22 protein-coding genes and 1 pseudogene are annotated in these 21,453 nt (G+C 42.6%); 9 read left to right on the top strand and 14 right to left on the bottom strand.

Annotated features, from left to right (window positions below):
- Positions 1 to 11 precede the first annotated feature (11 nt).
- Both NYE53_RS15925 and pdeH read left to right on the top strand, forming a co-directional pair.
- Positions 12 to 1,484 carry a nicotinate phosphoribosyltransferase gene (locus NYE53_RS15925; RefSeq protein ID WP_003228788.1) on the top strand — a complete coding sequence of 491 codons (1,473 nt, stop codon included), beginning with the start codon at positions 12 to 14 and terminating at the stop codon, positions 1,482 to 1,484.
- A 136-nt stretch (positions 1,485 to 1,620) separates the two neighbouring features.
- On the top strand, positions 1,621 to 2,850 hold the full coding sequence (gene pdeH / locus NYE53_RS15920; protein ID WP_133954407.1) for a cyclic di-GMP phosphodiesterase: 1,230 nt from the start codon (positions 1,621 to 1,623) through the stop codon (positions 2,848 to 2,850).
- On the opposite strand, the gene NYE53_RS15915 is transcribed toward pdeH, so the two are convergent.
- Both NYE53_RS15915 and NYE53_RS15910 read right to left on the bottom strand, forming a co-directional pair.
- Positions 2,826 to 3,194, bottom strand: coding sequence for a hypothetical protein (locus tag NYE53_RS15915; RefSeq protein WP_339245597.1), 369 nt, complete (start codon positions 3,192 to 3,194; stop codon positions 2,826 to 2,828). The two genes, pdeH and NYE53_RS15915, sit on opposite strands and share 25 nt — an antisense overlap.
- 177 nt (positions 3,195 to 3,371) lie before the next feature.
- Positions 3,372 to 3,434, bottom strand: a pseudogene (locus NYE53_RS15910) (hypothetical protein); the annotation flags it as partial.
- A gap of 221 nt (positions 3,435 to 3,655) precedes the next feature.
- Here NYE53_RS15910 and degQ point away from each other — a divergent pair.
- The 6 genes from degQ (at position 3,656) to NYE53_RS15880 (ending at position 8,519) form a co-directional block, all read left to right on the top strand.
- Positions 3,656 to 3,796: a degradation enzyme regulation protein DegQ gene (gene degQ / locus NYE53_RS15905; RefSeq protein WP_003220708.1), complete on the top strand. Its 141-nt coding sequence runs from the start codon at positions 3,656 to 3,658 to the stop codon at positions 3,794 to 3,796.
- Positions 3,797 to 3,980: 184 nt separating this feature from the next.
- Positions 3,981 to 4,844 carry a polyprenyl synthetase family protein gene (locus tag NYE53_RS15900; protein ID WP_339245595.1) on the top strand — a complete coding sequence of 288 codons (864 nt, stop codon included), beginning with the start codon at positions 3,981 to 3,983 and terminating at the stop codon, positions 4,842 to 4,844.
- A gap of 1 nt (position 4,845) precedes the next feature.
- Positions 4,846 to 5,067 carry a competence pheromone ComX gene (gene comX / locus NYE53_RS15895; RefSeq protein ID WP_014480704.1) on the top strand — a complete coding sequence of 74 codons (222 nt, stop codon included), beginning with the start codon at positions 4,846 to 4,848 and terminating at the stop codon, positions 5,065 to 5,067.
- 15 nt (positions 5,068 to 5,082) lie between these two features.
- Positions 5,083 to 7,395 (top strand): histidine kinase, encoded by a 2,313-nt coding sequence (locus NYE53_RS15890; RefSeq protein WP_339245592.1) that lies wholly within the window; start codon positions 5,083 to 5,085, stop codon positions 7,393 to 7,395.
- A gap of 80 nt (positions 7,396 to 7,475) precedes the next feature.
- Positions 7,476 to 8,120, top strand: a complete 645-nt coding sequence (gene comA, locus NYE53_RS15885) for a two-component system response regulator ComA (RefSeq protein WP_003220716.1) — start codon at positions 7,476 to 7,478, stop codon at positions 8,118 to 8,120.
- An 18-nt stretch (positions 8,121 to 8,138) separates the two neighbouring features.
- Positions 8,139 to 8,519, top strand: a complete 381-nt coding sequence (locus NYE53_RS15880) for a hotdog fold thioesterase (RefSeq protein WP_017695528.1) — start codon at positions 8,139 to 8,141, stop codon at positions 8,517 to 8,519.
- Positions 8,520 to 8,557: 38 nt separating this feature from the next.
- Here the strand turns inward: NYE53_RS15880 and mnhG are convergent, their stop codons facing one another.
- Genes mnhG through NYE53_RS15845 form a run of 7 tightly spaced genes read right to left on the bottom strand, consistent with a single transcriptional unit; the run spans position 8,558 to position 14,326 of the window.
- The gene (mnhG, locus tag NYE53_RS15875) at positions 8,558 to 8,932 is read right to left on the bottom strand and encodes a monovalent cation/H(+) antiporter subunit G (RefSeq protein ID WP_014477830.1); all 375 of its coding nucleotides are present in this window, start codon (positions 8,930 to 8,932) and stop codon (positions 8,558 to 8,560) included.
- On the bottom strand, positions 8,916 to 9,200 hold the full coding sequence (locus NYE53_RS15870; RefSeq protein WP_003228814.1) for a Na(+)/H(+) antiporter subunit F1: 285 nt from the start codon (positions 9,198 to 9,200) through the stop codon (positions 8,916 to 8,918). The genes mnhG and NYE53_RS15870 overlap by 17 nt, the downstream gene beginning before the upstream one ends.
- Entirely contained in the window at positions 9,200 to 9,676 is a 477-nt protein-coding gene (locus NYE53_RS15865; protein ID WP_003228815.1) for a Na+/H+ antiporter subunit E, read from the bottom strand. Before NYE53_RS15865 ends, NYE53_RS15870 begins: the two co-directional genes overlap by 1 nt.
- Before the next feature lie 5 nt (positions 9,677 to 9,681).
- A complete protein-coding gene (locus NYE53_RS15860) occupies positions 9,682 to 11,163 on the bottom strand; it encodes a Na+/H+ antiporter subunit D (protein WP_019712488.1) in 1,482 nt (493 codons plus the stop codon).
- On the bottom strand, positions 11,156 to 11,497 hold the full coding sequence (locus tag NYE53_RS15855) for a Na(+)/H(+) antiporter subunit C (RefSeq protein WP_003220730.1): 342 nt from the start codon (positions 11,495 to 11,497) through the stop codon (positions 11,156 to 11,158). Before NYE53_RS15855 ends, NYE53_RS15860 begins: the two co-directional genes overlap by 8 nt.
- The gene (locus tag NYE53_RS15850) at positions 11,497 to 11,928 is read right to left on the bottom strand and encodes a Na(+)/H(+) antiporter subunit B (protein ID WP_251188280.1); all 432 of its coding nucleotides are present in this window, start codon (positions 11,926 to 11,928) and stop codon (positions 11,497 to 11,499) included. Before NYE53_RS15850 ends, NYE53_RS15855 begins: the two co-directional genes overlap by 1 nt.
- Positions 11,921 to 14,326 (bottom strand): Na+/H+ antiporter subunit A, encoded by a 2,406-nt coding sequence (locus NYE53_RS15845; protein WP_167560301.1) that lies wholly within the window; start codon positions 14,324 to 14,326, stop codon positions 11,921 to 11,923. The genes NYE53_RS15850 and NYE53_RS15845 overlap by 8 nt, the downstream gene beginning before the upstream one ends.
- Before the next feature lie 229 nt (positions 14,327 to 14,555).
- On the opposite strand from NYE53_RS15845, the gene NYE53_RS15840 reads away from it, so the two are divergent.
- Positions 14,556 to 14,771: a hypothetical protein gene (locus NYE53_RS15840; protein WP_015483630.1), complete on the top strand. Its 216-nt coding sequence runs from the start codon at positions 14,556 to 14,558 to the stop codon at positions 14,769 to 14,771.
- A 35-nt stretch (positions 14,772 to 14,806) separates the two neighbouring features.
- Here NYE53_RS15840 and maeN read toward each other — a convergent pair whose 3' ends face one another.
- From maeN to nupN, 5 genes are all read right to left on the bottom strand, one after another.
- A complete protein-coding gene (gene maeN, locus NYE53_RS15835; RefSeq protein WP_029725866.1) occupies positions 14,807 to 16,153 on the bottom strand; it encodes a sodium/malate symporter MaeN in 1,347 nt (448 codons plus the stop codon).
- A 154-nt stretch (positions 16,154 to 16,307) separates the two neighbouring features.
- Positions 16,308 to 17,267 (bottom strand): guanosine ABC transporter permease NupQ, encoded by a 960-nt coding sequence (gene nupQ, locus NYE53_RS15830; RefSeq protein ID WP_339245574.1) that lies wholly within the window; start codon positions 17,265 to 17,267, stop codon positions 16,308 to 16,310.
- Complete coding sequence (gene nupP, locus NYE53_RS15825) at positions 17,268 to 18,314, bottom strand: guanosine ABC transporter permease NupP (protein ID WP_014480696.1); 1,047 nt, start codon at positions 18,312 to 18,314, stop codon at positions 17,268 to 17,270. It lies immediately after the preceding gene.
- Positions 18,307 to 19,839 carry a guanosine ABC transporter ATP-binding protein NupO gene (nupO, locus tag NYE53_RS15820; protein WP_339245571.1) on the bottom strand — a complete coding sequence of 511 codons (1,533 nt, stop codon included), beginning with the start codon at positions 19,837 to 19,839 and terminating at the stop codon, positions 18,307 to 18,309. Before nupO ends, nupP begins: the two co-directional genes overlap by 8 nt.
- 75 nt (positions 19,840 to 19,914) lie before the next feature.
- The gene (gene nupN / locus NYE53_RS15815) at positions 19,915 to 20,994 is read right to left on the bottom strand and encodes a guanosine ABC transporter substrate-binding protein NupN (protein WP_339245569.1); all 1,080 of its coding nucleotides are present in this window, start codon (positions 20,992 to 20,994) and stop codon (positions 19,915 to 19,917) included.
- Positions 20,995 to 21,453 lie beyond the last annotated feature (459 nt).

Below are 21,453 nucleotides of genomic sequence, written 5' to 3'. Positions count from 1 at the left end.
GGGGAAAAACAGTGTTAGAGTACGGATTTAAAGATGACAGCCTGTCATTACATACAGACCTTTATCAGATCAATATGGCGGAAACGTACTGGAGAGACGGCATTCATGAAAAGAAAGCGATTTTTGAGCTGTTTTTCAGAAGGCTTCCGTTTGAAAATGGCTATGCCGTATTTGCGGGCTTGGAAAAAGCCATTGAATACTTGGAAAATTTCAAGTTTACGGATAGCGATTTGAGTTATTTACAGGATGAACTCGGGTATCATGAAGATTTTATTGAATATTTGCGCGGCTTATCTTTTACAGGTTCACTTTACTCCATGAAAGAAGGAGAACTCGTTTTTAACAATGAGCCGATTATGAGGGTGGAGGCACCCCTGGTAGAAGCGCAGCTGATTGAAACAGCTTTGCTCAACATTGTGAACTATCAAACATTAATCGCAACAAAGGCTGCCCGGATTAAAGGCGTCATTGGTGATGAAGTTGCGCTTGAATTCGGAACAAGACGGGCGCACGAAATGGATGCGGCCATGTGGGGAGCGAGAGCAGCCTTAATCGGCGGCTTTAGCGCGACAAGCAATGTAAGAGCCGGAAAGCGCTTTAATATCCCGGTTTCCGGCACACATGCGCATGCGCTTGTGCAGGCTTACCGCGATGAATATACAGCTTTCAAAAAATACGCGGAAACACATAAGGACTGCGTCTTCTTAGTTGACACGTATGACACGCTTCGTTCAGGCATGCCGAACGCGATTAGGGTTGCCAAGGAATTCGGCGACCGCATTAATTTCATTGGCATCCGTCTGGACAGCGGCGATTTGGCGTACCTGTCAAAAAAAGCCCGGAAAATGCTTGATGAAGCAGGATTTACAGATGCGAAGGTGATTGCTTCAAGCGATTTGGATGAGCACACCATTATGAATTTAAAGGCTCAGGGAGCGCGCATTGATGTCTGGGGTGTCGGTACGAAGCTGATTACAGCCTATGACCAGCCGGCTCTCGGCGCAGTTTATAAACTCGTTGCCATTGAAGAAGACGGGAAAATGGTTGACACGATCAAAATTTCGTCCAATCCTGAAAAAGTGACGACACCGGGCAGAAAGAAAGTCTACCGCATTATTAATCAGTCCAACCATCATTCTGAAGGCGACTATATTGCGCTTTATGATGAGCAGGTGAATGATCAGAAGCGGCTCAGAATGTTTCACCCGGTTCATACATTCATCAGCAAATTTGTCACAAATTTTTATGCGAAGGATCTTCATGAGCTGATTTTTGAGAAGGGTATTCTTTGCTACCAAAACCCTGAGATTTCAGACATACAGCAGTATGTGCAGGATAACCTCAGCCTGCTTTGGGAGGAATATAAGAGAATCAGCAAGCCGGAGGAATACCCGGTTGATTTAAGTGAGGACTGCTGGAGCAATAAAATGCAGCGGATCCACGAAGTGAAAAGCAGAATTGAAGAAGAGCTTGAGGAAGAATAAAGAAAAACTGGCCTTTCGTTCGCGAAGGGCCAGTTTTCTTTATGTATATATTATTTTTCATGTTTAGACAATTTTCGTCAAATTATTTGATATACTTAGGGGTGAAAGCCGCGCGTATTGTAAGGGGGATAAATCAATGAGGGTGTTTGTTGCAAGACAGCCTATTTTTAATAGAAAAGAACAGGTTGTTGCTTATGAACTGCTGTATAGAGAAAGCGAAGAGAACGTGTATAGCGCTAAAGACGGCGATCAGGCAACAACAGATTTGGTGATCAACAGCTTTTTAAACATCGGAATTGAGAAGCTGACGGAAGGGAAACGCTGTTTTGTTAATTTTACGGAAAGCCTGATGTTTTCAAATCTTCCCACCTCCTTCAATCCGAAACAGCTTGTCATTGAAATCCTTGAAGATATACCGATCACGCCGGCCCTCATTTCTAGATGCAAAGAATTGAAAAAAATGGGGTATATGCTGGCGCTTGATGATTTTTATGCAATAAACCCGCAAGATGAGGACTTACTGGAAAAACTCATGAGCTATATTGATATATTGAAAATTGATTTTCTCAAAACAACACGAATGGAACGCAGAACAATTTTGCAAACCTACGGCTGCCGCGGCCTGATTTTTTTAGCGGAAAAAGTAGAGACCCGAAAAGAATATAAACAGGCGGTCCAAGACGGCTTTCAATTATTCCAAGGCTACTTTTTCAGCGAGCCGCGCATCATCAGCGGGCATGACCTATCGACTCATTTCTATTCTTACTATGAACTGCTTAACGAACTGAGCAAAGAGCAGCCTAACATAAAGCGTGTGACAGAGTACATAGAGCGGGATTTATCACTGTCCTATCAGATTTTAAAATTTTTAAACTCATCCCACAGCCGTTTGAGCCAGAAAATTGAAAGCATTCAACAGGCCATTATGCTGTTGGGATTTAATGAAATCAAACGGTGGATATATATTCTTTCCTTTAAGGATTTAAGCAGGAAAGGGCATTCCAGCAAGCACGAAATCATTAAGATTTCTTTGATAAGAGCAAAGCTTTGCGAACTGCTGGCGAGAAAGACATCCCGGCCGCAGCCTGCTTCTTATATGCTGATCGGAATGTTTTCTCTCATAGACACCCTCCTGCATAGAGAAATAGAGGAAATTGTTCAAGAATTGCCTTTAAAAGATGAAGTCGGGCAAGCATTATTAGGCCATCAAAACGACTACTACCAAATGCTTGAGCTTGTGAAATTAATTGAAAGCAACAACTGGGACACTTGCTCGGAATTAAGCAATCAACTCGACAAAGAAGAAGCGTATGAATGTTATTTAGAGGCTCTGGAATGGTGTCATAATCTTATGGACGCAAAATGATTGCGGTCCTCTGACCACCGCAAAGCAAGAATCATTCGGCTTTGCGTTCCGATAAGGCTGATATAGATGCCGTCGGGATTAAAGACCGTATCCACTTCATGCCGGACGCCCATTTGTTTGATCAGGCGCCTTATGGTTTGTTTATCGGACTGCTCGGCTGCGGTCAGAATGCGGCGCGAGAGATCCCGCGAGCCCGCAATGCGTCCGAGAACGAGCTGGGCATCCGCAAATATCCCCGCGGCCTGCTTCGCTGAACGGATAAAGGTATCAATATTGTTGGCAGGAGCGGGCGGACGGCGTACCTCATACGGATACACGTAAAACCAGGGATAACGATATCTCATGGGAGCACCTCACACAAAAGGGATGTTTCTATATGTATAGATCCCTAATTGCCGAATATGACAAAGCGAAAAGGCCACAACTTTAGCGTTGCGGTCTTTTTCGGTGTTTGTCGGTCAGGAAACGCCAAGAATCGCATATTCAATTTTGAAAATACGGTATGAAGGACTATAGTCTTACTTAGTGAAAATGCGAAACACGTTAAAATCAAGGGAATTAAGAATCTTTCTCAATTTGAGCAGAAATGTAAGCTCTTGCACATAGAAAAATAGTCCCGTTCTTGTTGTGATCCCTTTGAGTATAAGGACCTATTGATATTTGCGGTGTCACGCAGGACTTTTTTGCATACTTTTCGGTGAAAAATGAGCCGAAAGCAGATACACTATTAGTAACAGATCAAATACCTAGGACTCGTTCACCATACACAATTCATTGATCTTTCAAAAAAAGGAGTGTGGAAACGATGGAAAAGAAACTTGAAGAAGTAAAACAATTGTTATTCCGACTCGAACTTGATATTAAAGAAACGACAGATTCATTACGAAACATTAACAAAAGCATTGATCAACTCGATAAATACAATTATGCAATGAAAATTTCGTGAAAAAGACTTGGAAACAAGTCTTTTTTTTCGTTCTGCCGATACAATAAATGGATAAAGTATTATATGATTGTTAAAAAACGAAAAACCTGCTGTCCTTTAAATGTCCCATTTAGTAAAATGGAATGGGAGGGGGGAAGTCGTTATTGAGCAGATATGTTTAGATTCTGTCCGGATCAAGGAGAAAATGAAGGAGATTGTAGATGAAATTATTTTAAATGAGGACTTAAAAGTGAAGCTCATTTCTTTTATCGAAGAAAAAAAACAATTTTCATTTGCAGAACTGGCTTATTACCATTACATAGCATTTGATGGAAAAAACGACAAAGCAATTGAGTTATTGGCATCAGGTATAGAACTTTTAATTTTATCTGCGGACATTTTTGACGATATTGAGGATAAGGACAATCTTCAGGCTTCTTGGATGAAATTAGATCCTTCTATAGCAACTAACGCAGCTACCGCACTTTATACATTAAGTCTGCAAGTAATAGGTTCAGTCTCAAATCATCCAAAACTTTTAAGCCTTACTTTGCAATATTCACTCCAATCTTTACAAGGACAACATGTAGATTTGAATTTAACAGCCTCATCAGAATCAGAGTATATTGAAATGATTAAACTTAAGTCTGGTTCTCTGGTAACATTGCCCAGTATTCTTGGTGTATATCTGGCAACTGGAAAATGTAATGAAACAGTTGAGGAGTATTCGCGTTATTTAGGTGTAGTCGAGCAAATTGCAAATGATCACTATGGACTTTATTACCCTAACAACAATGACTTCAAAACTAGACATACGCTTGCCTTCAATTATCTTAAAAATAAATTTAACCAATCATCAATTGACTTATTAAATTTTTATGCGCAAGAAAATCATATGATAAATAATTTGGAAGATTTGAAGGGAAAGTTAAGAGAATCAGGTGTAATACAATATTTGAATGTTATAAAAAATTTAGCAGTGGAAAATTTTAAGGAATCATTCAAAAAACTGAGATTAGATGAACAAAGAAAAAATAAATTACTTATTCAATTATTAAGGGGGATTTAATTTGAAACATATTGATAAAATCATTAGCCATCTAGTAAACAACCCGGAAGCGTTTGATCAATTTAAGAATGGGAACTTAACCTTGCTAAATATAAATGAAAAAGAAAAGAAAGCAATATTATACGCGTTTGAACAAGGAGAGGTGCCAAGAACAAGCAAGTGGCCTCCAATAGAAGCTATTAGTAATTTTTTTGAGGATGATAAAAGAAAAAGTTTGATTTAATTACGGGATGATGTGATGTACAGATATATTAACGTCTATAAATATTTGTCTCTAGTTTTTATCATTTTAAGTTTTATTTATGTTATATACCTCTCGTATAGCTTTGCTTTTAACATCTTCGTAGGTGCGGATGTAAAGATAAATGAACAGGGTAAGTTAGAGGTCACCAATGTTTTAGATTATACAGATGAATATTATTCAGGTGTGAAAAAGGGAGATATCATTCTTGAAGTAAATGGGGAGAAAGGCAGTGATATTCAATTAAAAAGTGGAAGATTAGTCAATGTAGAAAGTTTAATTGTTGAGAGAGATAATAAATCATTTCATTTACAAAATGTAAGCCTAATCAGTGAAGAAAATTTATTTATGTATCTCATTCCTGTAATATCTTATTCAATCTGTTTATTTTGTATATTTTTTATTTATAGAATAAATAAAGTAAGAAAATCAACTTCTGCTTATATTTTAATATTATTTTTGTTATTTGTATCAGTAGCGTATGTAAGTGCATGCGGGGCAAGAAGAGGTGAAGAGCTAAGCACTTACCTGCTTGTTCTTACTTTAGTCAGTTGTCCGGTGTTATATATTCATTTTATATATAAATACTTTATAGAATTAGGAACAAAGTTATTCGAAAAGAAGATTTTAATCATTATGTATATGCTCCCTCTAATAAATCTTTTATTAGAGGACGTTCTGAGTAATAGATTAAAATCTTCGGCTTTTTTGTCTAATCTGAATTTGATTTCATTTTTTGTCCTAGTTCTTACTGTATCGATTCTTATCCATAAAGGGATAAGAAAATTTAAACAAAAAGAGCAAAAGTCAATTTTGAAAGTCCTTGCTTATACAAATATCTTTTCTTTCAGTCCGTTTATTGTCTTTTTTGCTGTTCCATATGTGTTTTTGGAGAAGTATGTCTCACCTTTTAGTTTGGCTGCTTTTACACTTGTTATACCTTTTTCTTTAGTATATCAATTTATGACTAATAGACTTTATAATATCGACTTTGTTGTGGGGCGGCTTAAGTACTACGGTTTTTTAGCCATTACACCTACTATTATCGTAGTGACCATCTTTAATTACATTCAGCAACCAAAGGATATCTTTTATTTAGTTAAACTAACAATTGCAATATATGTGCTTATGTTTGCCGTTTTTTACTTTAAAGAGATTATTGACTTTCGTTTCAAGTTAAAAAGATTTACTGAAAAATTTAATTATCAAGATGGGATTTTTAAATTTACTCAATTAATAAAGCAAGCATCATCAGTAGATCAAGTACTTAATCACTTTAAGAATACAATCTTAGATGTATTAAATATAGATAATGCTTGTGTGTATGATAATTCAAAAGGAGAAATTACTCTCCTTAGCAAGAATAACTTTAAAGATCTCACTTATAAAAATCATGAGCAATATGTGAAAAATTTTACTGGTGATATCGGCAAAATTAAAGAGTTTAAACAAGGTTTTATTATTAAAATAGGTGAACGAGGAGACAAATCATTTTTAGTACTCTGTTTCTCAAGTTATAATACTTTTAAATTAACAAGAGATGAAATTGCATGGCTTCAAACATTAGCGTTTTATACAAATGTTTCATTGGAAAACGTGATGAAAATAGAGGAATTGATGGTGCATCTTGAGGATTTAAAACAACAAGAATCCAACCCCGTATGGCTCAAAAAACTCATGTACACGATCGAGGAAAAACAACGCTCGGATCTCGCCCGCGATCTCCACGATTCGGTTCTTCAGGATTTGATTTCCTTAAAACGCCAGTGTGAGCTGTTTTTGGGTGATTTTAAGAAGGATGATAATCCGTGCCGTGAAGAGGTGCTGGACAAGCTTGTGCAGATGAATGAGCAGATGTCTGATGTGATTTCGATGACGAGGGAGACGTGTCATGAGCTGCGGCCGCAGCTTCTGTATGATCTTGGATTGGTGAAGGCGCTGTCGAAGCTGGTGGCGCAGCAGCAGGAGCGGGTTCCGTTTCATATCCGTTTAAATACCGGGAGATTTACGGCTTCCCTTGATCTGGATTCGCAGCTGAATTTGTACCGGATCATTCAAGAGTTTCTGTCTAATGCGGTCAAGCACTCTCAGGCGACGGATGTGCTGATTATGCTCATCAGTATTCAAAACAAAATCGTTCTTCATTATGAGGACGATGGCGTAGGGTTTGATCAGGAAAAGAATACTGAGCATTCCATGAGCATGGGGCTTTCTGGCATTAAGGAGAGAGTCAGGGCTTTAGATGGGCGCCTTCGGATTGAAACAAGTGAAGGAAAGGGCTTTAAGGCTGATATTGAAATCGAATTGTAATGGATTTATAACGGAAACGACTTGGCACAGGCCAAGTCTTTTTTATAAAATGGAAAAGAGTGAGTAAAAGGGAGGAAAACATGAAAAAGATACTAGTGATTGATGACCATCCGGCTGTCATGGAAGGCACCAAGACAATTTTGGAAACGGATTCGAATTTGTCTGTTGATTGTCTCAGTCCTGAACCGAGCGAACAGTTTATCAAGCAGCATGATTTCTCGTCATATGATCTCATTTTAATGGATCTGAATTTAGGCGGCGAGGTCAATGGGATGGAGCTTTCTAAACAGATTTTACAAGAGAATCCTCATTGTAAAATTATCGTGTATACCGGTTATGAGGTCGAGGATTATTTCGAGGAAGCGATTCGTGCGGGTCTGCACGGTGCCATCAGCAAAACGGAATCTAAAGAAAAGATCACCCAATACATATACCACGTGCTCAACGGAGAAATTTTAGTCGATTTTGCTTACTTTAAACAGCTGATGACTCAGCAAAAAACAAAGCCGGCTCCTTCCTCTCAAAAAGAACAAGATGTGCTCACACCTAGAGAATGCCTGATTCTTCAAGAAGTTGAAAAGGGATTTACAAACCAAGAAATCGCAGATGCCCTTCATTTAAGCAAGCGGTCCATTGAATACAGCTTGACATCGATTTTCAATAAGCTGAATGTCGGTTCACGGACGGAAGCGGTTTTGATTGCGAAATCAGACGGTGTACTTTAAATGTTGGAGGTGTAGATGATGGATACGAAACACACATTGCTTGAAGCGCTTGGTATAGAGATTGTTGAAAACACAGCAGAACGATGCGTTGCGGTCATGCCGGTGGATCATCGGACGGTTCAGCCGTTCGGATATTTGCATGGGGGCGCTTCAGTGGCCCTGGCGGAAACAGCGGCGAGCGCAGGTGCACAGAACTTGATTGATCATTCAACACAGGCTTGTGTCGGTTTGGAGATTAACGCCAACCATTTAAAATCTGTAAAGGAAGGAACGGTAAAGGCGATAGCCGAGCCCGTTCACATAGGCAGAACGACGATTGTCTATCACATTCACATATATGACGAGCAAGAGAGGCTGATCTGTATATCCAGATGCACGCTGGCTGTCATCAAGAAATAAAAAAACAGCCGGAACTCTGCCTGTCCGGCTGCTTATTTTTATAAATAAGAATCCTCTTTTCGTTTAATCACAAAGTTTCTGATTCCGTTATAGTCATCCTGTACACTTCTCTCATCAAGCTTGACGCCGGAGTTATACGCAGCACGGCAGATCAAGTGCCCGCCGATCGGCGACGTAATAAAGATAAAGAGAATCCCAAGCAGGATTTTAGCGGAGAGCTCCCCCGTCACAAACCACAAATAGAAGAAGACACCGAGCAGAATCATATTGACACCTAATGTTGAGCCTTTAGAAGCAGCATGAGCGCGTGTAAACACATCGGGAAGGCGAAGTACGCCAAATGAAGCAATGAGGCATACAAGAGCTCCCAGCAATATGAATACAGCCACAACGACTTTAGCGGTTTCGATCATTTTCGATAATCTCTCCTTTCTCCAGGAACTTGGAAAATGCGATCGTTCCGATAAACGATAAAATCCCCAGCAACAAAATAATATCCAAAAACGCACTTGTTTTCAGCAAAATGGAGACAAGCGCCGTGATTGCGATCAGATTGATGCCGATTGCATCCAGAGCCACGACCCGGTCAGGCACAGTCGGCCCTTTAATGACACGAATGACATACAAAAAGGTAGACACTGCCATAATGCCGAGCGCGATTTGCAGGATCAGCGTAAACATCACCGGCTCACCTCCTGTATGGCTTTTTCAAATGACTCCCGAATATCAAAAATCGCTTTTTCCGCATCCTCGATATCCATTGCATGAATATAAAGTATTGTTCTGTCATCTGAAATATCCATCACCAAGGTTCCCGGCGTTAATGTAATGAGCAGAGAAAGCAGGGTGATTTCCCAGTCCTTCGTCAGTTCAGTTTTAAAAGCAAAAATACCCGGTCTGATATTCAGTTTTGGAGATAAGACTGATTTCATCACACTGACATTGGCAAGGTACAGTTCCTTTATAAAAATGAAACAGAGCTTGATGATAGAAATCAATTTCCATAGATAAAACTGGCGAGTGAAAAAGCGCCGGAAGAAAAAGAGAGAGAGCATTCCCAGAATATAGCCTGTAATGAATCCTGCGGCGCTTGGACTGTTGCTTAAGAACATCCAGCAAAAAGCGAGAAACACATTTAATAAAATTTGAAATGCCATGCGATCTACTCCTTCAGAACAGCTTCGATATATTTTTCCGGATTCAGCAGCGTCTCGGCCGCTTGATCAACGTAAGGCGACACCCATTCTGTACCCAACCCGAAGAGAAGAGACAGCAAGAGAAAAATAGCTGCCGGATAAAGAAGTCCTTTAGCTGTTCGATGATTTGGTTTTGGCGTTTCTTTTTCTTCGCCCCAAAACGCATGTATAAAGATCCTCAGCACAGAGTACAGTACGAGCAGACTCGAAAGCAGAATCAGCATGGATATCGTAAATTCACCTTCTGCGAAGCCGCCCTCTGCAATTTTAAATTTGCCGACAAATCCGCTCAGTGGCGGAATGCCTGCAAGAGAAATAGCGGAAATGAAAAACATCCATCCAAGAACAGGATAGCGTTTGATCAGCCCGCCCATTTTATGCAGGCTCGCGGTTCCAGTCAATGCGATCAGCGTACCTGCCAGCATGAACAAAGCGCCCTTAATCAGCATATCGTGAATCAGATAGTAGATCGCGCCCTGAATGGATGCGGGGGTGTGTACTGCCACACCGAACAAAATCACGCCGACAGCGGTAATAATGTTATAGATCACAATTTTCATGACATTCGAATAGGCGAGTGAACCGATCACACCGAAAATCACAGTCAGCGCCGCCAGCCAAATCATCAGCTGATGGGTAAAGGCAGTATCGTGAATAAAAATCAATGTGAAAACCCTCGCAATCGCATATAACCCGACTTTTGTAAGCAAAGCGCCGAACAACGCGGAGATTGCCGCCGGTGGCGCGTAATAAGAGCCTGGAAGCCAAAAGTAGAGGGGGAAGATTCCGCCCTTCATGCCAAATACCAAAAGCAGCAGGACACCAATCACAGTGATCAGCCCGGTTTGTCCTGATTCGCTGATTTTCACGCTAAGATCCGCCATGTTTAACGTGCCGGTTACAGCGTATAAAAAGCCGACCCCTATGACAAACAGGGCAGACGATACGATATTAAACACAATATATTTAAGGGATTCCCGCAGCTGAATTTTTGTGCCGCCTAATACAATCAGCATATAGGAAGCAATAAGCAGAAGCTCAAAAAATACGTACATATTAAATAAATCGCCTGTTAAAAACGCTCCGCTGACGCCGGCAAGCAAGAACTGAACGCCGGAGTAGTAAAAGGAGCGCTCCCGTTTTTCACCGACAGAACGGAAGGAATAAAGCCCAACCAATAAACCGATGACCGCTGTTGTGAGAACGAGAAGGCTGGCGAATTGGTCTGCGGCAAGCACAATGCCGTACGGCGCTTTCCATCCGCCTAGGCTGAGTGTCTGGATGCCTTTTGTGAAGACAGTCTGTACAAGTATGCCGCTAATCACAATCCCGATGGCCGATGCCGCCGTGCTGAAGATTCTCATGAGCATAAGATTCTTCGTCATGAAAATCAGAAGAATAGCCGACAAAAGCGGGATCAGGATTGGCAAAATAACAAAATTATTCATGTTGATCATTTCCCCTCATTTGATCCATATCGTCCGATTTCAATTCCTGATAAGCGCGAAAGGCCATGACGAGGATGAATGACGTAACGCCAAAAGAAATGACAATTGCGGTCAAAATCAGGGCTTGCGGAAGCGGATCGACAAATGATTTGGCATGCTCGCTCAAAATCGGAGCGGCGCCTTTCTTTAATCCTCCCATAGTCAAAAGCATTAAATGAACGCCATGGCTTAACAGTGCTGTTCCGATAATGACGCGAAGCAGGCTTTTAGACAGCAGCAAATACGTAGCAGCCATAAAAATAATACCGGCTAATACAGCCATTAAGATTTCCATTATTCTTCCTCTCCAATCGTTTGAATAATGGTCATCGTTATGCCTACGACAACAAGATAAACGCCTAAATCAAATATCGTCGCTGTGGCGAGCTCCGTTTTCCCAAGGATCGGCAGCTGAAAGTATCCGAATGTGTGGGTTAAAAAAGGAGACCCGAAGACAAAGGAGCCAACGCCTGTTAATACAGCGAGCAGAAGGCCGGCTCCCGCGACATAAATGAAATTGACCGGCAAAAGGGAACGCACGGTTTTTAAATCATATGCCAGAAGCAAGAGAACGATGGAAGAGGACGTGATCAGTCCGCCGACAAAGCCTCCTCCGGGCGCGTTATGCCCTGATAAAAATAAATAGAAAGAGAAAAGCAAAATGATAAAGGATACAAGCTTTGTCGCGGTTTGAAGAATCAAGTCATTTGTTTTTTGTTCATTCACCGCTTTTCCCCTCCTCTTTTACTTTTGTTTTAATCATGCTGTAAATGCCGAGAGCGGCTATTGTTAATACCGTAATTTCAAACATTGTATCAAATCCCCTGAAATCAACGAGAATGACATTGACGACATTATCCCCTCCGCCGAGATCGTGGCTGTGTTTGACAAAGAAGGACGCAATGCTGTCTTTTGTCCGCTGACTTGAGGATGCGATGCCGAGCAGAGTAACGATAATACCGACGCCTAAAGAAATGATAAAATTCGTCATCCGGAACGTTCTCGTTTTTGTTTTCAGCCTCAGTTTCGGCAAATGGTAGAAGCAAAGCAGAAACAGTGCCACAGAAATCGTTTCAATGACGAGCTGAGTCAATGCCAAGTCCGGCGCTCTGAAAATGACAAAAAACAATGCAAGCGTATAACCGACAACACCGAGTGCAATGATCGCCGTCAGTCTTGACCTAGCAAAAACAGTCGCCACTGTGGCGCTGATCATGACAAGCGTCAAAATGATTTCGTATACACCGATTTTAGCCATGCCTTCCGTTTTAAATGAAAATCCGCCTTTAATGGCAAAAGCTCCGCCTATCAGAATGATGAAACCAGCGAAGATATACAGCAAATAATCTCTTAAAAACCCGGTCATATATTGTTTTGTGACCCGGTAAGAGCCTTTCTCCATCAGAGTCAAAAGCTTATCGTATAAACGGTTGAGTGTGAGTTTCGAAGGAAACAGTTTATAGATTCCTTTCCACTTATTCAGCGACAAATAACCAATTGTTCCGATCACAACAATACCCGCAGTCATGAGCAATTCCGTTGTAACCCCATGCCACTGTGAAATGTGAACGTGGAATTTCTCATGGCCGTCCAGCAGTGTCGGATAGATTGAGTTCATCGCAGGCTCTATCAGGCTGTACGACAATATATTCGGGAAAAAGAAGAGACTGACAGCCAAAGCGACAAGAATGACCGGTGGTACGAGCATGCCGACAGGCGCTTCGTGAGCCTGTTTTTCAAGCTGTTCAGGCTGGTAACTTCCTCTGAATGTTTTAAAAAGCAATTTCATGCTGTAGATAAACGTAAATACACTTCCGATCCATGCGAAAAGAGGGAACAGAACGCCCCATGTCTGCACGTTGAACAGGTCAAAATGTGTCACGCGAAGCATGCTTGTGAAAAACATTTCTTTACTCAAAAATCCGTTAAACGGCGGTAAGCCGGCCATTGAAAATGTCCCGATTAAGGAAATGGTAAATGTAATCGGCATAATCGCCATCAGGCCGCCTAGCTTCCGGATATCCCGTGTGCCTGTTTCGTGATCGATAATCCCGACTGCCATAAACAAGCTTCCTTTAAAGGTTGCGTGGTTGATCAAATGGAAAATGGCAGCCATAGCGGCAACTGTATAATATTCTGTATGGCCGTAATGAAGGGCCGCAGCACTGACTCCGAGCATAGAGATGATCATTCCGAGCTGGCTGACGGTTGAAAACGCCAAAATCGATTTTAAATCAGTTTGTTTCACGGCATGGAATGAACCCCAAACCATCGTAAAGAGGCCAACTAGGGATACGATCCAAAACCACTGAGCTGAAAAGGCGAAAATAGGACTGAATCTCGCAATCACATAAATGCCGGCTTTTACCATAGTAGCTGAATGGAGATAAGCGCTGACAGGCGTCGGAGCTTCCATCGCGTCAGGGAGCCAGATGTAAAAAGGAAATTGCGCTGATTTCGTAAAAGCCCCTAATAAAATGAGAATCATAGCCGGGATAAACAATTCGTGGCCGGCAATTAATTGAACCTGATGAACCATCTCTCTAATACTGAAGGAATCCGTTATCAAATAAAGGAGAATAAATCCGCCGAGCATGCACAGCCCGCCGCTGACCGTAATCAAAAGTGATTTGGCTGCGCCATAGCGCGACTTTTCCCGCTTATACCAATAGCCGATCAGCAAAAAGGATGAAAGGCTTGTAAGCTCCCAGAACATGTAGAGAACCATGACATTGTCTACTAGAACGACGCCGAGCATGGCGCCCATGAACATCAATAAGTAGACATAAAAGGGCCCAAGCTGTTCTTTTTCTTTCGATAAATAAAAAATGCTGTAAAGAGTGACCAAAGAGCCAATGCCTGTGATCAGTAAGGCGAATAATAACCCGAGGCCGTCTATATAAACGGTAAAGTTAATGCCGAGTGACGGAATCCACTCTAATACCGATCGAAGTGTTTCTCCAGATTGCGTCATCCTGATCATTGGGAGAAAGTATATAAACAGCAAGACGGGCAAGATCAACACAAACCAGCCCGTATGCACTCTTTTTGCGTATTTTGCCAAGAAGGGAATGATAAAAGCAAATAAAAAAGGCGATAAAATAGCAAGATGTAAGAGCTGCAAAGATAAGACCTCCTTTTCTCGTTCTCAATTGAAAAATGCGCTATGTATGAAATATACGGTCAAACGACCTAGTCCAAATTATATCGCACTTTTCTGCAAGCTGCCACGCTTCGAACTGCTGTAATGGGTTTTATGAGTTCTTTTGACCTCAAAATAAGTCTAACAAAAAAGAGGTTATTTGTATATTTAAAATCAATCCTGATCAAGCTGAAGGAAAGGAGCTGGTCATGTGAAAAGAAAAGTCGTGATGTGCTCAGGTTTATTCTGCTCAGTATTTGCAGGGGCATTCATGTTGAATCAATATGACGGGCGCAGCGGTGTGGCGGCTAGTGATGAGTGGGAGCTGTATTTACTGGAGCACCACCTGTCAGCCAGAATGAGTGAGACGGAATCAAAGGATCTGCCGTTTGGTCCCCGGGAGTATATTCGGATTGTGAATAAATAAAAAAAGAGTTCCGCATAAAACGGAACTCTTTCTGTTTATGAAGTGAAAAAACGAAGCAGCACTGTCGCGCAAATAACTGTGCCTGCACCGCCGAGACGGGTTGAAATTTGGGCAAACGGCATAAGGCCCATTCTTCCTGATGCCGATAAAATGGCAACATCACCCGTTCCGCCGAGGCCGCTGTGGCAGCAGGTAACGATTGCGGATTCAACCGGATACATGTTCATCAGCTTGCCTACGAAATATCCAGAACCAATCATCGCGATAACAACTGAAATACAGATGATGACAAACGGAATAGAAATCACAGACGCTACGTCATCCAACGGAATAAAGAGGATGCCGAGACCGACCATCAGCGGCCATGTAAAGCTTGAAGAAATAAACTTATAAAGCTGGTAAGCGCCTTCTTCCATTTTTTTCGGAAGAATATTCGCATACTTGACAGCCGCAGCTGAAATAATCATTAAGATCGCGCCCGGGATGAAGATGAATTTCTCCAATAACCCGCCAAAAATAAAGAATGTACACGCGAGCAGAACTCCTGCTCCCATTAGCTTAAAATCAATTTTTGCTTCGGCTTCTTTTTGATTGAAAATCTCATTTGCTTTTTTAGATTTTACGAGACGTCCGTTCCCATTTAGATCTGGACGCTTATCACCAAGCTTTTTCATTAAGGCTGCACATATGATAGCAAAGACGTTTCCTATAATTGCGGCTGGAACCAGCTGAGACACAAATACATCAGCGGATGAGCCCAGTATTTGTGAATAGGCGATTGAAAGCGGCAAAATTCCTTCACCTATTCCCCCGGCAATAATTGGGACAACAACAAAGAAAAAGGAATCATAGGCACTATAGCCAAAAATAAATCCGACAAGGATGCCGGCTGCAACGGCCGCGATCGTTCCTGCAACCAGTGGAACGAACATTCTGATAAACCCCTGTATTAAAACAATTCTGTTCATACCGAGGATACTTCCCACAACAAGGCAAGCGATATAGAAATAAAGGAAGTTAGACGTTTTCATCAAGTTGGTTACAGCGTCTAAAGATGTTGAATTCAGTACATTGTAAAAGACTAAAAATGAAGGAACAAACAAAGATAAAATAGCAGGGCCGCCAATATCCTTCAATATCGGTATGCGTTGGCCTATGTCTCCGAGAAACACACCAAGAATCATAATGATGGCAAACCCGCCAAGCATATTTGCCGGCAGCTCATTGTAATAGGCTGCAAGAATAATAATAACTGCTAATACTGTGTATAATGGCAGAGGAATCACACCGATTTCCCAAGACCAGATTTTTTGAAACAGGTTTTTCCCCTGTGAGTCTTTTGGCTCAGGTGAAATTGTCCCCGTTTTTGGAATTGCTCCCATGTCATACACCCCCATGTATTGTTTGTTACAGTCTACAAGAAAGCGTTAACACTTCATATTTTTTTAAGTTAAAAAACTAATAAACAATTAAATTAAGGGGGTCTTTTGGATTAGAAAAAAATCCCTGAGAATCGTCTTCCCAGGGGAAAATGTTTTATCTTTTTCCTTTAATATAGGGCACGCCATTGGCTTTTGGCGCATCTGCCCGCCCGATAAAGCCGGTTAAAGCGAGAATCGTTAAGACATAAGGAGCCATCAGCATATACACATTTGGTATGTCTTTGAAAAGAGGGAGCAGCGATCCAATGATGCTTAAGCTTTGGGCGAATCCGAAAAACAGGGCGGCCCCCAGTGCTCCGATTGGATGCCATTTTCCGAATACAAGCGCTGCCAGGGCGATAAAGCCTTGCCCGGAGATGGTAGAGTGCGTGAAATCAAGCGCAATTGTGGAGGCATATACGCCGCCGCCGAGACCGCCGAACAATCCGCTGATCATCACGCCGACGTAGCGCATTTTATATACGTTGATTCCCATCGTATCGGCCGCCATCGGATGCTCTCCGACAGAACGGATACGAAGGCCGAACGGCGTTTTGAACAAGATAAACCAGGAAATAAAGGCAAGTGCTATTGCAAGAATAGACGTATAATAGACATCCGAAAAGAAGATCTTTCCCAAGATGGGAATATCGCCCAAACCGGGGATTTTCGTCTTATAAAAAGGCTCTGGAATTTTGTCTGTCTGCGCTTTGCCGTAGATCAGTTTGACGATAAATAAAGTTGCCCCAAGCGCCAGCATGTTAATGGCGACACCGCTGACTGTCTGGTCGGCGCGAAACGAAATCGCCGCTGCCGCGTGAATCAGTGAAAACAGGGCGCCTGCTGCCATGGCGGCAAGGAGCGAAAGCCAAGGTGCGGCGGCACCTAATTCCGGACCAAAAAATAAATTAAATAACACGCTGGTGAACGCCCCGATAATCATGAGGCCTTCTAAGCCGATATTCACCACACCTGATCTCTCGGAAAACACGCCGCCGAGAGCAGTTAAAATAAGCGGGGCTGCATAGACGAGTGTGGCAGGGATAATGATAGATAAAATCTGCACAATGTCCACTTAGTTCGCCCCCTTTTTCTTCAATTTGCCCATGACGAAACGAATCGCATAGCTTGAAGCCACAAATAGAATAATAATAGCAATCACAATATCAACGACCTCTGATGGAACGCCTGATTCAATCGGCATATTTAATGCGCCGATTTTCAGCCCGCCAAGCAGGCATGCTGCCAGTATAACCCCGATGGCTGTGTTTCCCCCGAGAAGAGCGACAGCGATACCGTCAAAGCCTACGCCGGTAAATGCGCCTTTCACTGCTGCGTATTCGAATGTCCCTAGGCCCTCCATGGCTCCGGCAAGGCCTGCAAAAGCGCCGGAGATAAGCATGGAGGTCATGATATTCTTCCGCACGCTCATGCCGGCATACTGGGAAGCGTGCTGGTTAAACCCGACCGCCCGGAGCTCAAATCCCTTTGTAGTTTTGTTGATGATAAACCACATGATAACTGCTGCGAGAAGGGCAACGATGATTCCCAAATGCAGCCGTGAGTAATCGGTGATCTGTTCAAGAAAAGGAGAGCGGAGGGAGGCGGATTCGTGAATTTTCCCCGTCTTGTCCTGATGATCTGTCAAGACGTTTGAAATGATGTAATTGGTCATGTGCAGCGCGATATAATTCATCATAATGGTGACAATGACTTCATGAACGTAAAATCGCGCTTTCAAAATGCCGGGAATAAACCCCCATAATCCTCCTGCAGCTGCGGCTGTAATCAATGCGAGCGGCAAGTGAATATATGCCGGTCCGTCAAACGCCGTACCGACCCAAACCGCTGCTGTCCAGCCGACGAGCAGCTGGCCCTCGACGCCGATATTAAAGAGTCCGGTTCGGAATGCAAAGGCGACAGCCAATCCGGATAAAATATAAGGCGTAATTTGCCGGATTGTTTCTCCGACATAATAGATTTCTCCGAATATCCCATTCCACAAAGCCGAATATCCGCTGGCTACACTGTAGCCGCTCACAAGCATAATCAACGCGCCGGCCGCAAGACCAAGGATGATTGCGATGAGCGGCACGAGTAAATGAGAGAGTCGTTTAACCATTTGCTTTCCCCGCTTCCTTTTGCGTGCTTCCTGCCATCAAGAGACCAAGTTCCTGTTCAGTGGTTTCCTGCGGATTAACGCTGGCGATAATGCGTCCTTCAAAAATAACGGCGATTCTGTCACTGAGATTCATAATTTCTTCAAGCTCAAACGAGAGGAGAAGAACGGCTTTCCCGGCATCACGCTGCTCAATGAGCTTTTTATGGACAAATTCAATCGCTCCGACATCAAGGCCGCGAGTCGGCTGGGCGGCAATTAATAAATCAGGATTTCTGTCTACTTCCCGCCCGATAATCGCTTTTTGCTGGTTTCCGCCTGACAATGCCCGCGCGTGTGTATATTCATCCGGCGTTCTGACATCGTACTCAGTGATCAGGCTGCGTGCTTTTTTGTACATTTCGCCTTTATGTAAAACGCCCAATGCTGAATACGGCTTTTTGTAATAGCTTTGCAGCAGGATATTCTCTCCGATTGGAAAATCAAGGACGAGACCGTGTTTATGGCGATCCTGAGGAATATGCCCGATCCCGGATTCAGTGATTTTTCTTGGCGTCAGGTTTTGGATCTGTTTTCCGTTTAAGGTGATTGTTCCTGAATCTGTTTTGCGGAGTCCTGTCACCGCTTCGATCAGCTCAGATTGCCCGTTTCCGTCGACGCCTGCTATGCCGACTATTTCTCCCGCTTTGACAGAAAGAGACAAATCTCTGACTGTCTCTATTCCGCGGGTATCCTTTACAGTTATGCCGTCAATCGCAAGCACTTCCGCTCCCGGCTGAGCAGCTCTCTTTTCAGTTTTGAACGATACCTCGCGGCCGACCATTAGACTGGCGAGTTCGTCTTGGTTTGTATCACGGACATCAAGGGTTTTGATGCCTTTTCCTTTACGGATAACCGTAACGCGGTCACAAATCTCCATAATCTCTTTCAGCTTATGGGTGATTAAGATGATGGACTTCCCTTCTTTGACCAGGTTCTTCATAATTTGCATCAGTTCCTTAATTTCATGAGGCGTCAAAACAGCCGTCGGTTCATCAAAAATCAAAATGTCGGCACCGCGGTAGAGGGTTTTTAATATTTCTGCGCGCTGCTGCATACCGACTGATATGTCAGCTGCTTTTGCTTCAGGATGGATCTGCAGGCCGTATCGATCGGAAATGTCCTGCACCTCTTGGCCAGCACGCTTCCGGTCAATTCTGCCAAACTTCTTTGGCTCTTTCCCGAGAATAATATTTTCAGCAACTGTAAAGGTGTCAACAAGCATAAAGTGCTGGTGTACCATTCCAATTCCAAGGTCATTCGCTTTGTTCGGGCTGTTGATGTGCACCTTCTCGCCGCGCACCCGAATTTCACCCCGCTCCGGCTGATACAGCCCGAAAAGGACATTCATCAACGTTGATTTCCCCGCCCCGTTTTCACCGAGCAACGCGTGTATTTCGCCTTTTTTGACTTGAAGATTGATATTGTCATTGGCGACGATACCAGGAAACTCTTTACGGATATTGAGCATTTCAATGACATATTCCATTGATTGACCGCTCCTTTATTTCAAAATAAAAGAAAAACAAGGGATAAGGGCTCGACCTCCTTATCCCTGCGATTCTTATTCAGCTTTGAAGGTTTTCAGCTCTTTCTCAGTTGCCGGGACTTCCAATCCGTTGATGATTTTTTTCTTCCATTTATCGACCGCTTTGATCACATCATCCGATAGATTTTGTTTAGATGGAGAAATGCCGACTCCGTCTTGATCAAGCCCGTAGGTAAGTGTTTCGCCGCCCGGGAACTTTCCGTCACTCGCTTTTTTCGTTACATCTTCAACGACTGTATCTACTTTTTTCACCATGGAAGTGAGGGTGACGTTATCATCTGTTCCTTCTACCTGGCCTTCTGCGTATTGGTCTTTATCGACACCGATGACCCAGACATCGCGTTTTGGATCTTCTTTTTTCAGGTTTTTCGCTTCAGTAAAGACGCCTGTGCCAGTGGCGCCCGCAGAGTGATAAATAACATCTACGCCTGATTTATACATGCTTTCGGCGGTTGCTTTGCCGACATCGGCTTTATCGAAACCCCCTGCGTATTTCACTTCTACAACGGCTTTAGGGTTAACTGCTTGCACGCCGGCACGGAAGCCGACCTCGAATTTTTTGATTAACTCTGATTCCATGCCGCCTACAAAGCCGATTTTTCCTGATTTGCTTGATAGGGCTGCGGCCACTCCGACGAGAAATGAGCCTTCCTGCTCTTTAAACGTAATACTTGCGACGTTGTCTTTATCGACAACAGCATCTATAATCGCAAAGTTTGTATTTTTGCGCTGGTCAGCAATTTCGCTGATTGAATCCTCCATTAAGTAGCCGACGCCGTAAATTAAGTCAAAATTCTCACGCGCCAATTTATTTAAGTTCGTTGTATAGTCTGCATCAGATTTGGATTGAAGATAGTCGTAACCGTTTTTGCCTTTTTTCAGCCCATTCTCTTTCCCAAAGGCTTGGATGCCTTCCCAGGCTGATTGATTGAAGGATTTGTCATCCACTCCGCCTACGTCAGTAACCATCGCCACACTGAATTTGTTTTTGCCTTCGCCTGAGCCGCTGCTTTTTTCGCTGTTTCCGCATGCTCCTAATATGGTGCCTGCTGCGATCACAAGTGACATCACCAATCCGATTTTTCGTTTATTCAAGATATAACCCCCCAGAAAAATTTGGTTCAAAGCTGATCCGGCCAGTCATGTGATGGGCTGTCCTGAACAATTTCTTAAAATCGATAAAATTTTCTGATAATAACAAATGGAATGTGCTGAGACAGTTCTATTCTTCCCTGAATAAGCGTGGTGTGAGTATTTCCTTCGAAAGGCGGGGAAGAGAAGGATGCGGAAGGCGTTCCGGGCGGAAAACCGTGACATCGTTTTCTGAAGTAAGACTTATGACTTAGTTTTTCGGGATCAACTAACCAATCATAATTTATCATTTAACTAATAAGAAATAAATAGAATTTCGCATAATTTTTTAAAAAGTATCTATTTTTAGAATTGTTTGCTTAAAAATGTGAAAGGCCCTTTGTTATTCTTGTATAACTTATCAACAATAGAATCAAGCATCTTGGCAAGAGATATGACAGGAAAAACGCACTGCTCAAAGCA

The sequence above is a fragment of the Bacillus sp. FSL R5-0523 genome, assembly GCF_037975295.1.
Classification (GTDB): domain Bacteria; phylum Bacillota; class Bacilli; order Bacillales; family Bacillaceae; genus Bacillus; species Bacillus subtilis.
Note: the sequence above shows the minus strand (reverse complement) of the source record. Positions and strands in the feature narration are given on the sequence as shown.

Coding starts and splice junctions, on each gene's coding strand:
- NYE53_RS15870 (WP_003228814.1), bottom strand. CDS start 9,200: ATGTTTACGCTGATCCTGCAAATCGCGCTCGGCATTATGGCAGTGTCT.
- nupP (WP_014480696.1), bottom strand. CDS start 18,314: ATGGTTAAACGACTCTCTCATTTACTCGTGCCGCTCATCGCAATCATC.
- NYE53_RS15890 (WP_339245592.1), top strand. CDS start 5,083: ATGTACAGATATATTAACGTCTATAAATATTTGTCTCTAGTTTTTATC.
- comA (WP_003220716.1), top strand. CDS start 7,476: ATGAAAAAGATACTAGTGATTGATGACCATCCGGCTGTCATGGAAGGC.
- NYE53_RS15865 (WP_003228815.1), bottom strand. CDS start 9,676: ATGGCATTTCAAATTTTATTAAATGTGTTTCTCGCTTTTTGCTGGATG.
- NYE53_RS15860 (WP_019712488.1), bottom strand. CDS start 11,163: ATGAATAATTTTGTTATTTTGCCAATCCTGATCCCGCTTTTGTCGGCT.
- NYE53_RS15880 (WP_017695528.1), top strand. CDS start 8,139: ATGGATACGAAACACACATTGCTTGAAGCGCTTGGTATAGAGATTGTT.
- maeN (WP_029725866.1), bottom strand. CDS start 16,153: ATGGGAGCAATTCCAAAAACGGGGACAATTTCACCTGAGCCAAAAGAC.
- pdeH (WP_133954407.1), top strand. CDS start 1,621: ATGAGGGTGTTTGTTGCAAGACAGCCTATTTTTAATAGAAAAGAACAG.
- NYE53_RS15915 (WP_339245597.1), bottom strand. CDS start 3,194: ATGAGATATCGTTATCCCTGGTTTTACGTGTATCCGTATGAGGTACGC.
- nupO (WP_339245571.1), bottom strand. CDS start 19,839: ATGGAATATGTCATTGAAATGCTCAATATCCGTAAAGAGTTTCCTGGT.
- NYE53_RS15855 (WP_003220730.1), bottom strand. CDS start 11,497: ATGGAAATCTTAATGGCTGTATTAGCCGGTATTATTTTTATGGCTGCT.
- mnhG (WP_014477830.1), bottom strand. CDS start 8,932: ATGATCGAAACCGCTAAAGTCGTTGTGGCTGTATTCATATTGCTGGGA.
- degQ (WP_003220708.1), top strand. CDS start 3,656: ATGGAAAAGAAACTTGAAGAAGTAAAACAATTGTTATTCCGACTCGAA.
- NYE53_RS15900 (WP_339245595.1), top strand. CDS start 3,981: ATGAAGGAGATTGTAGATGAAATTATTTTAAATGAGGACTTAAAAGTG.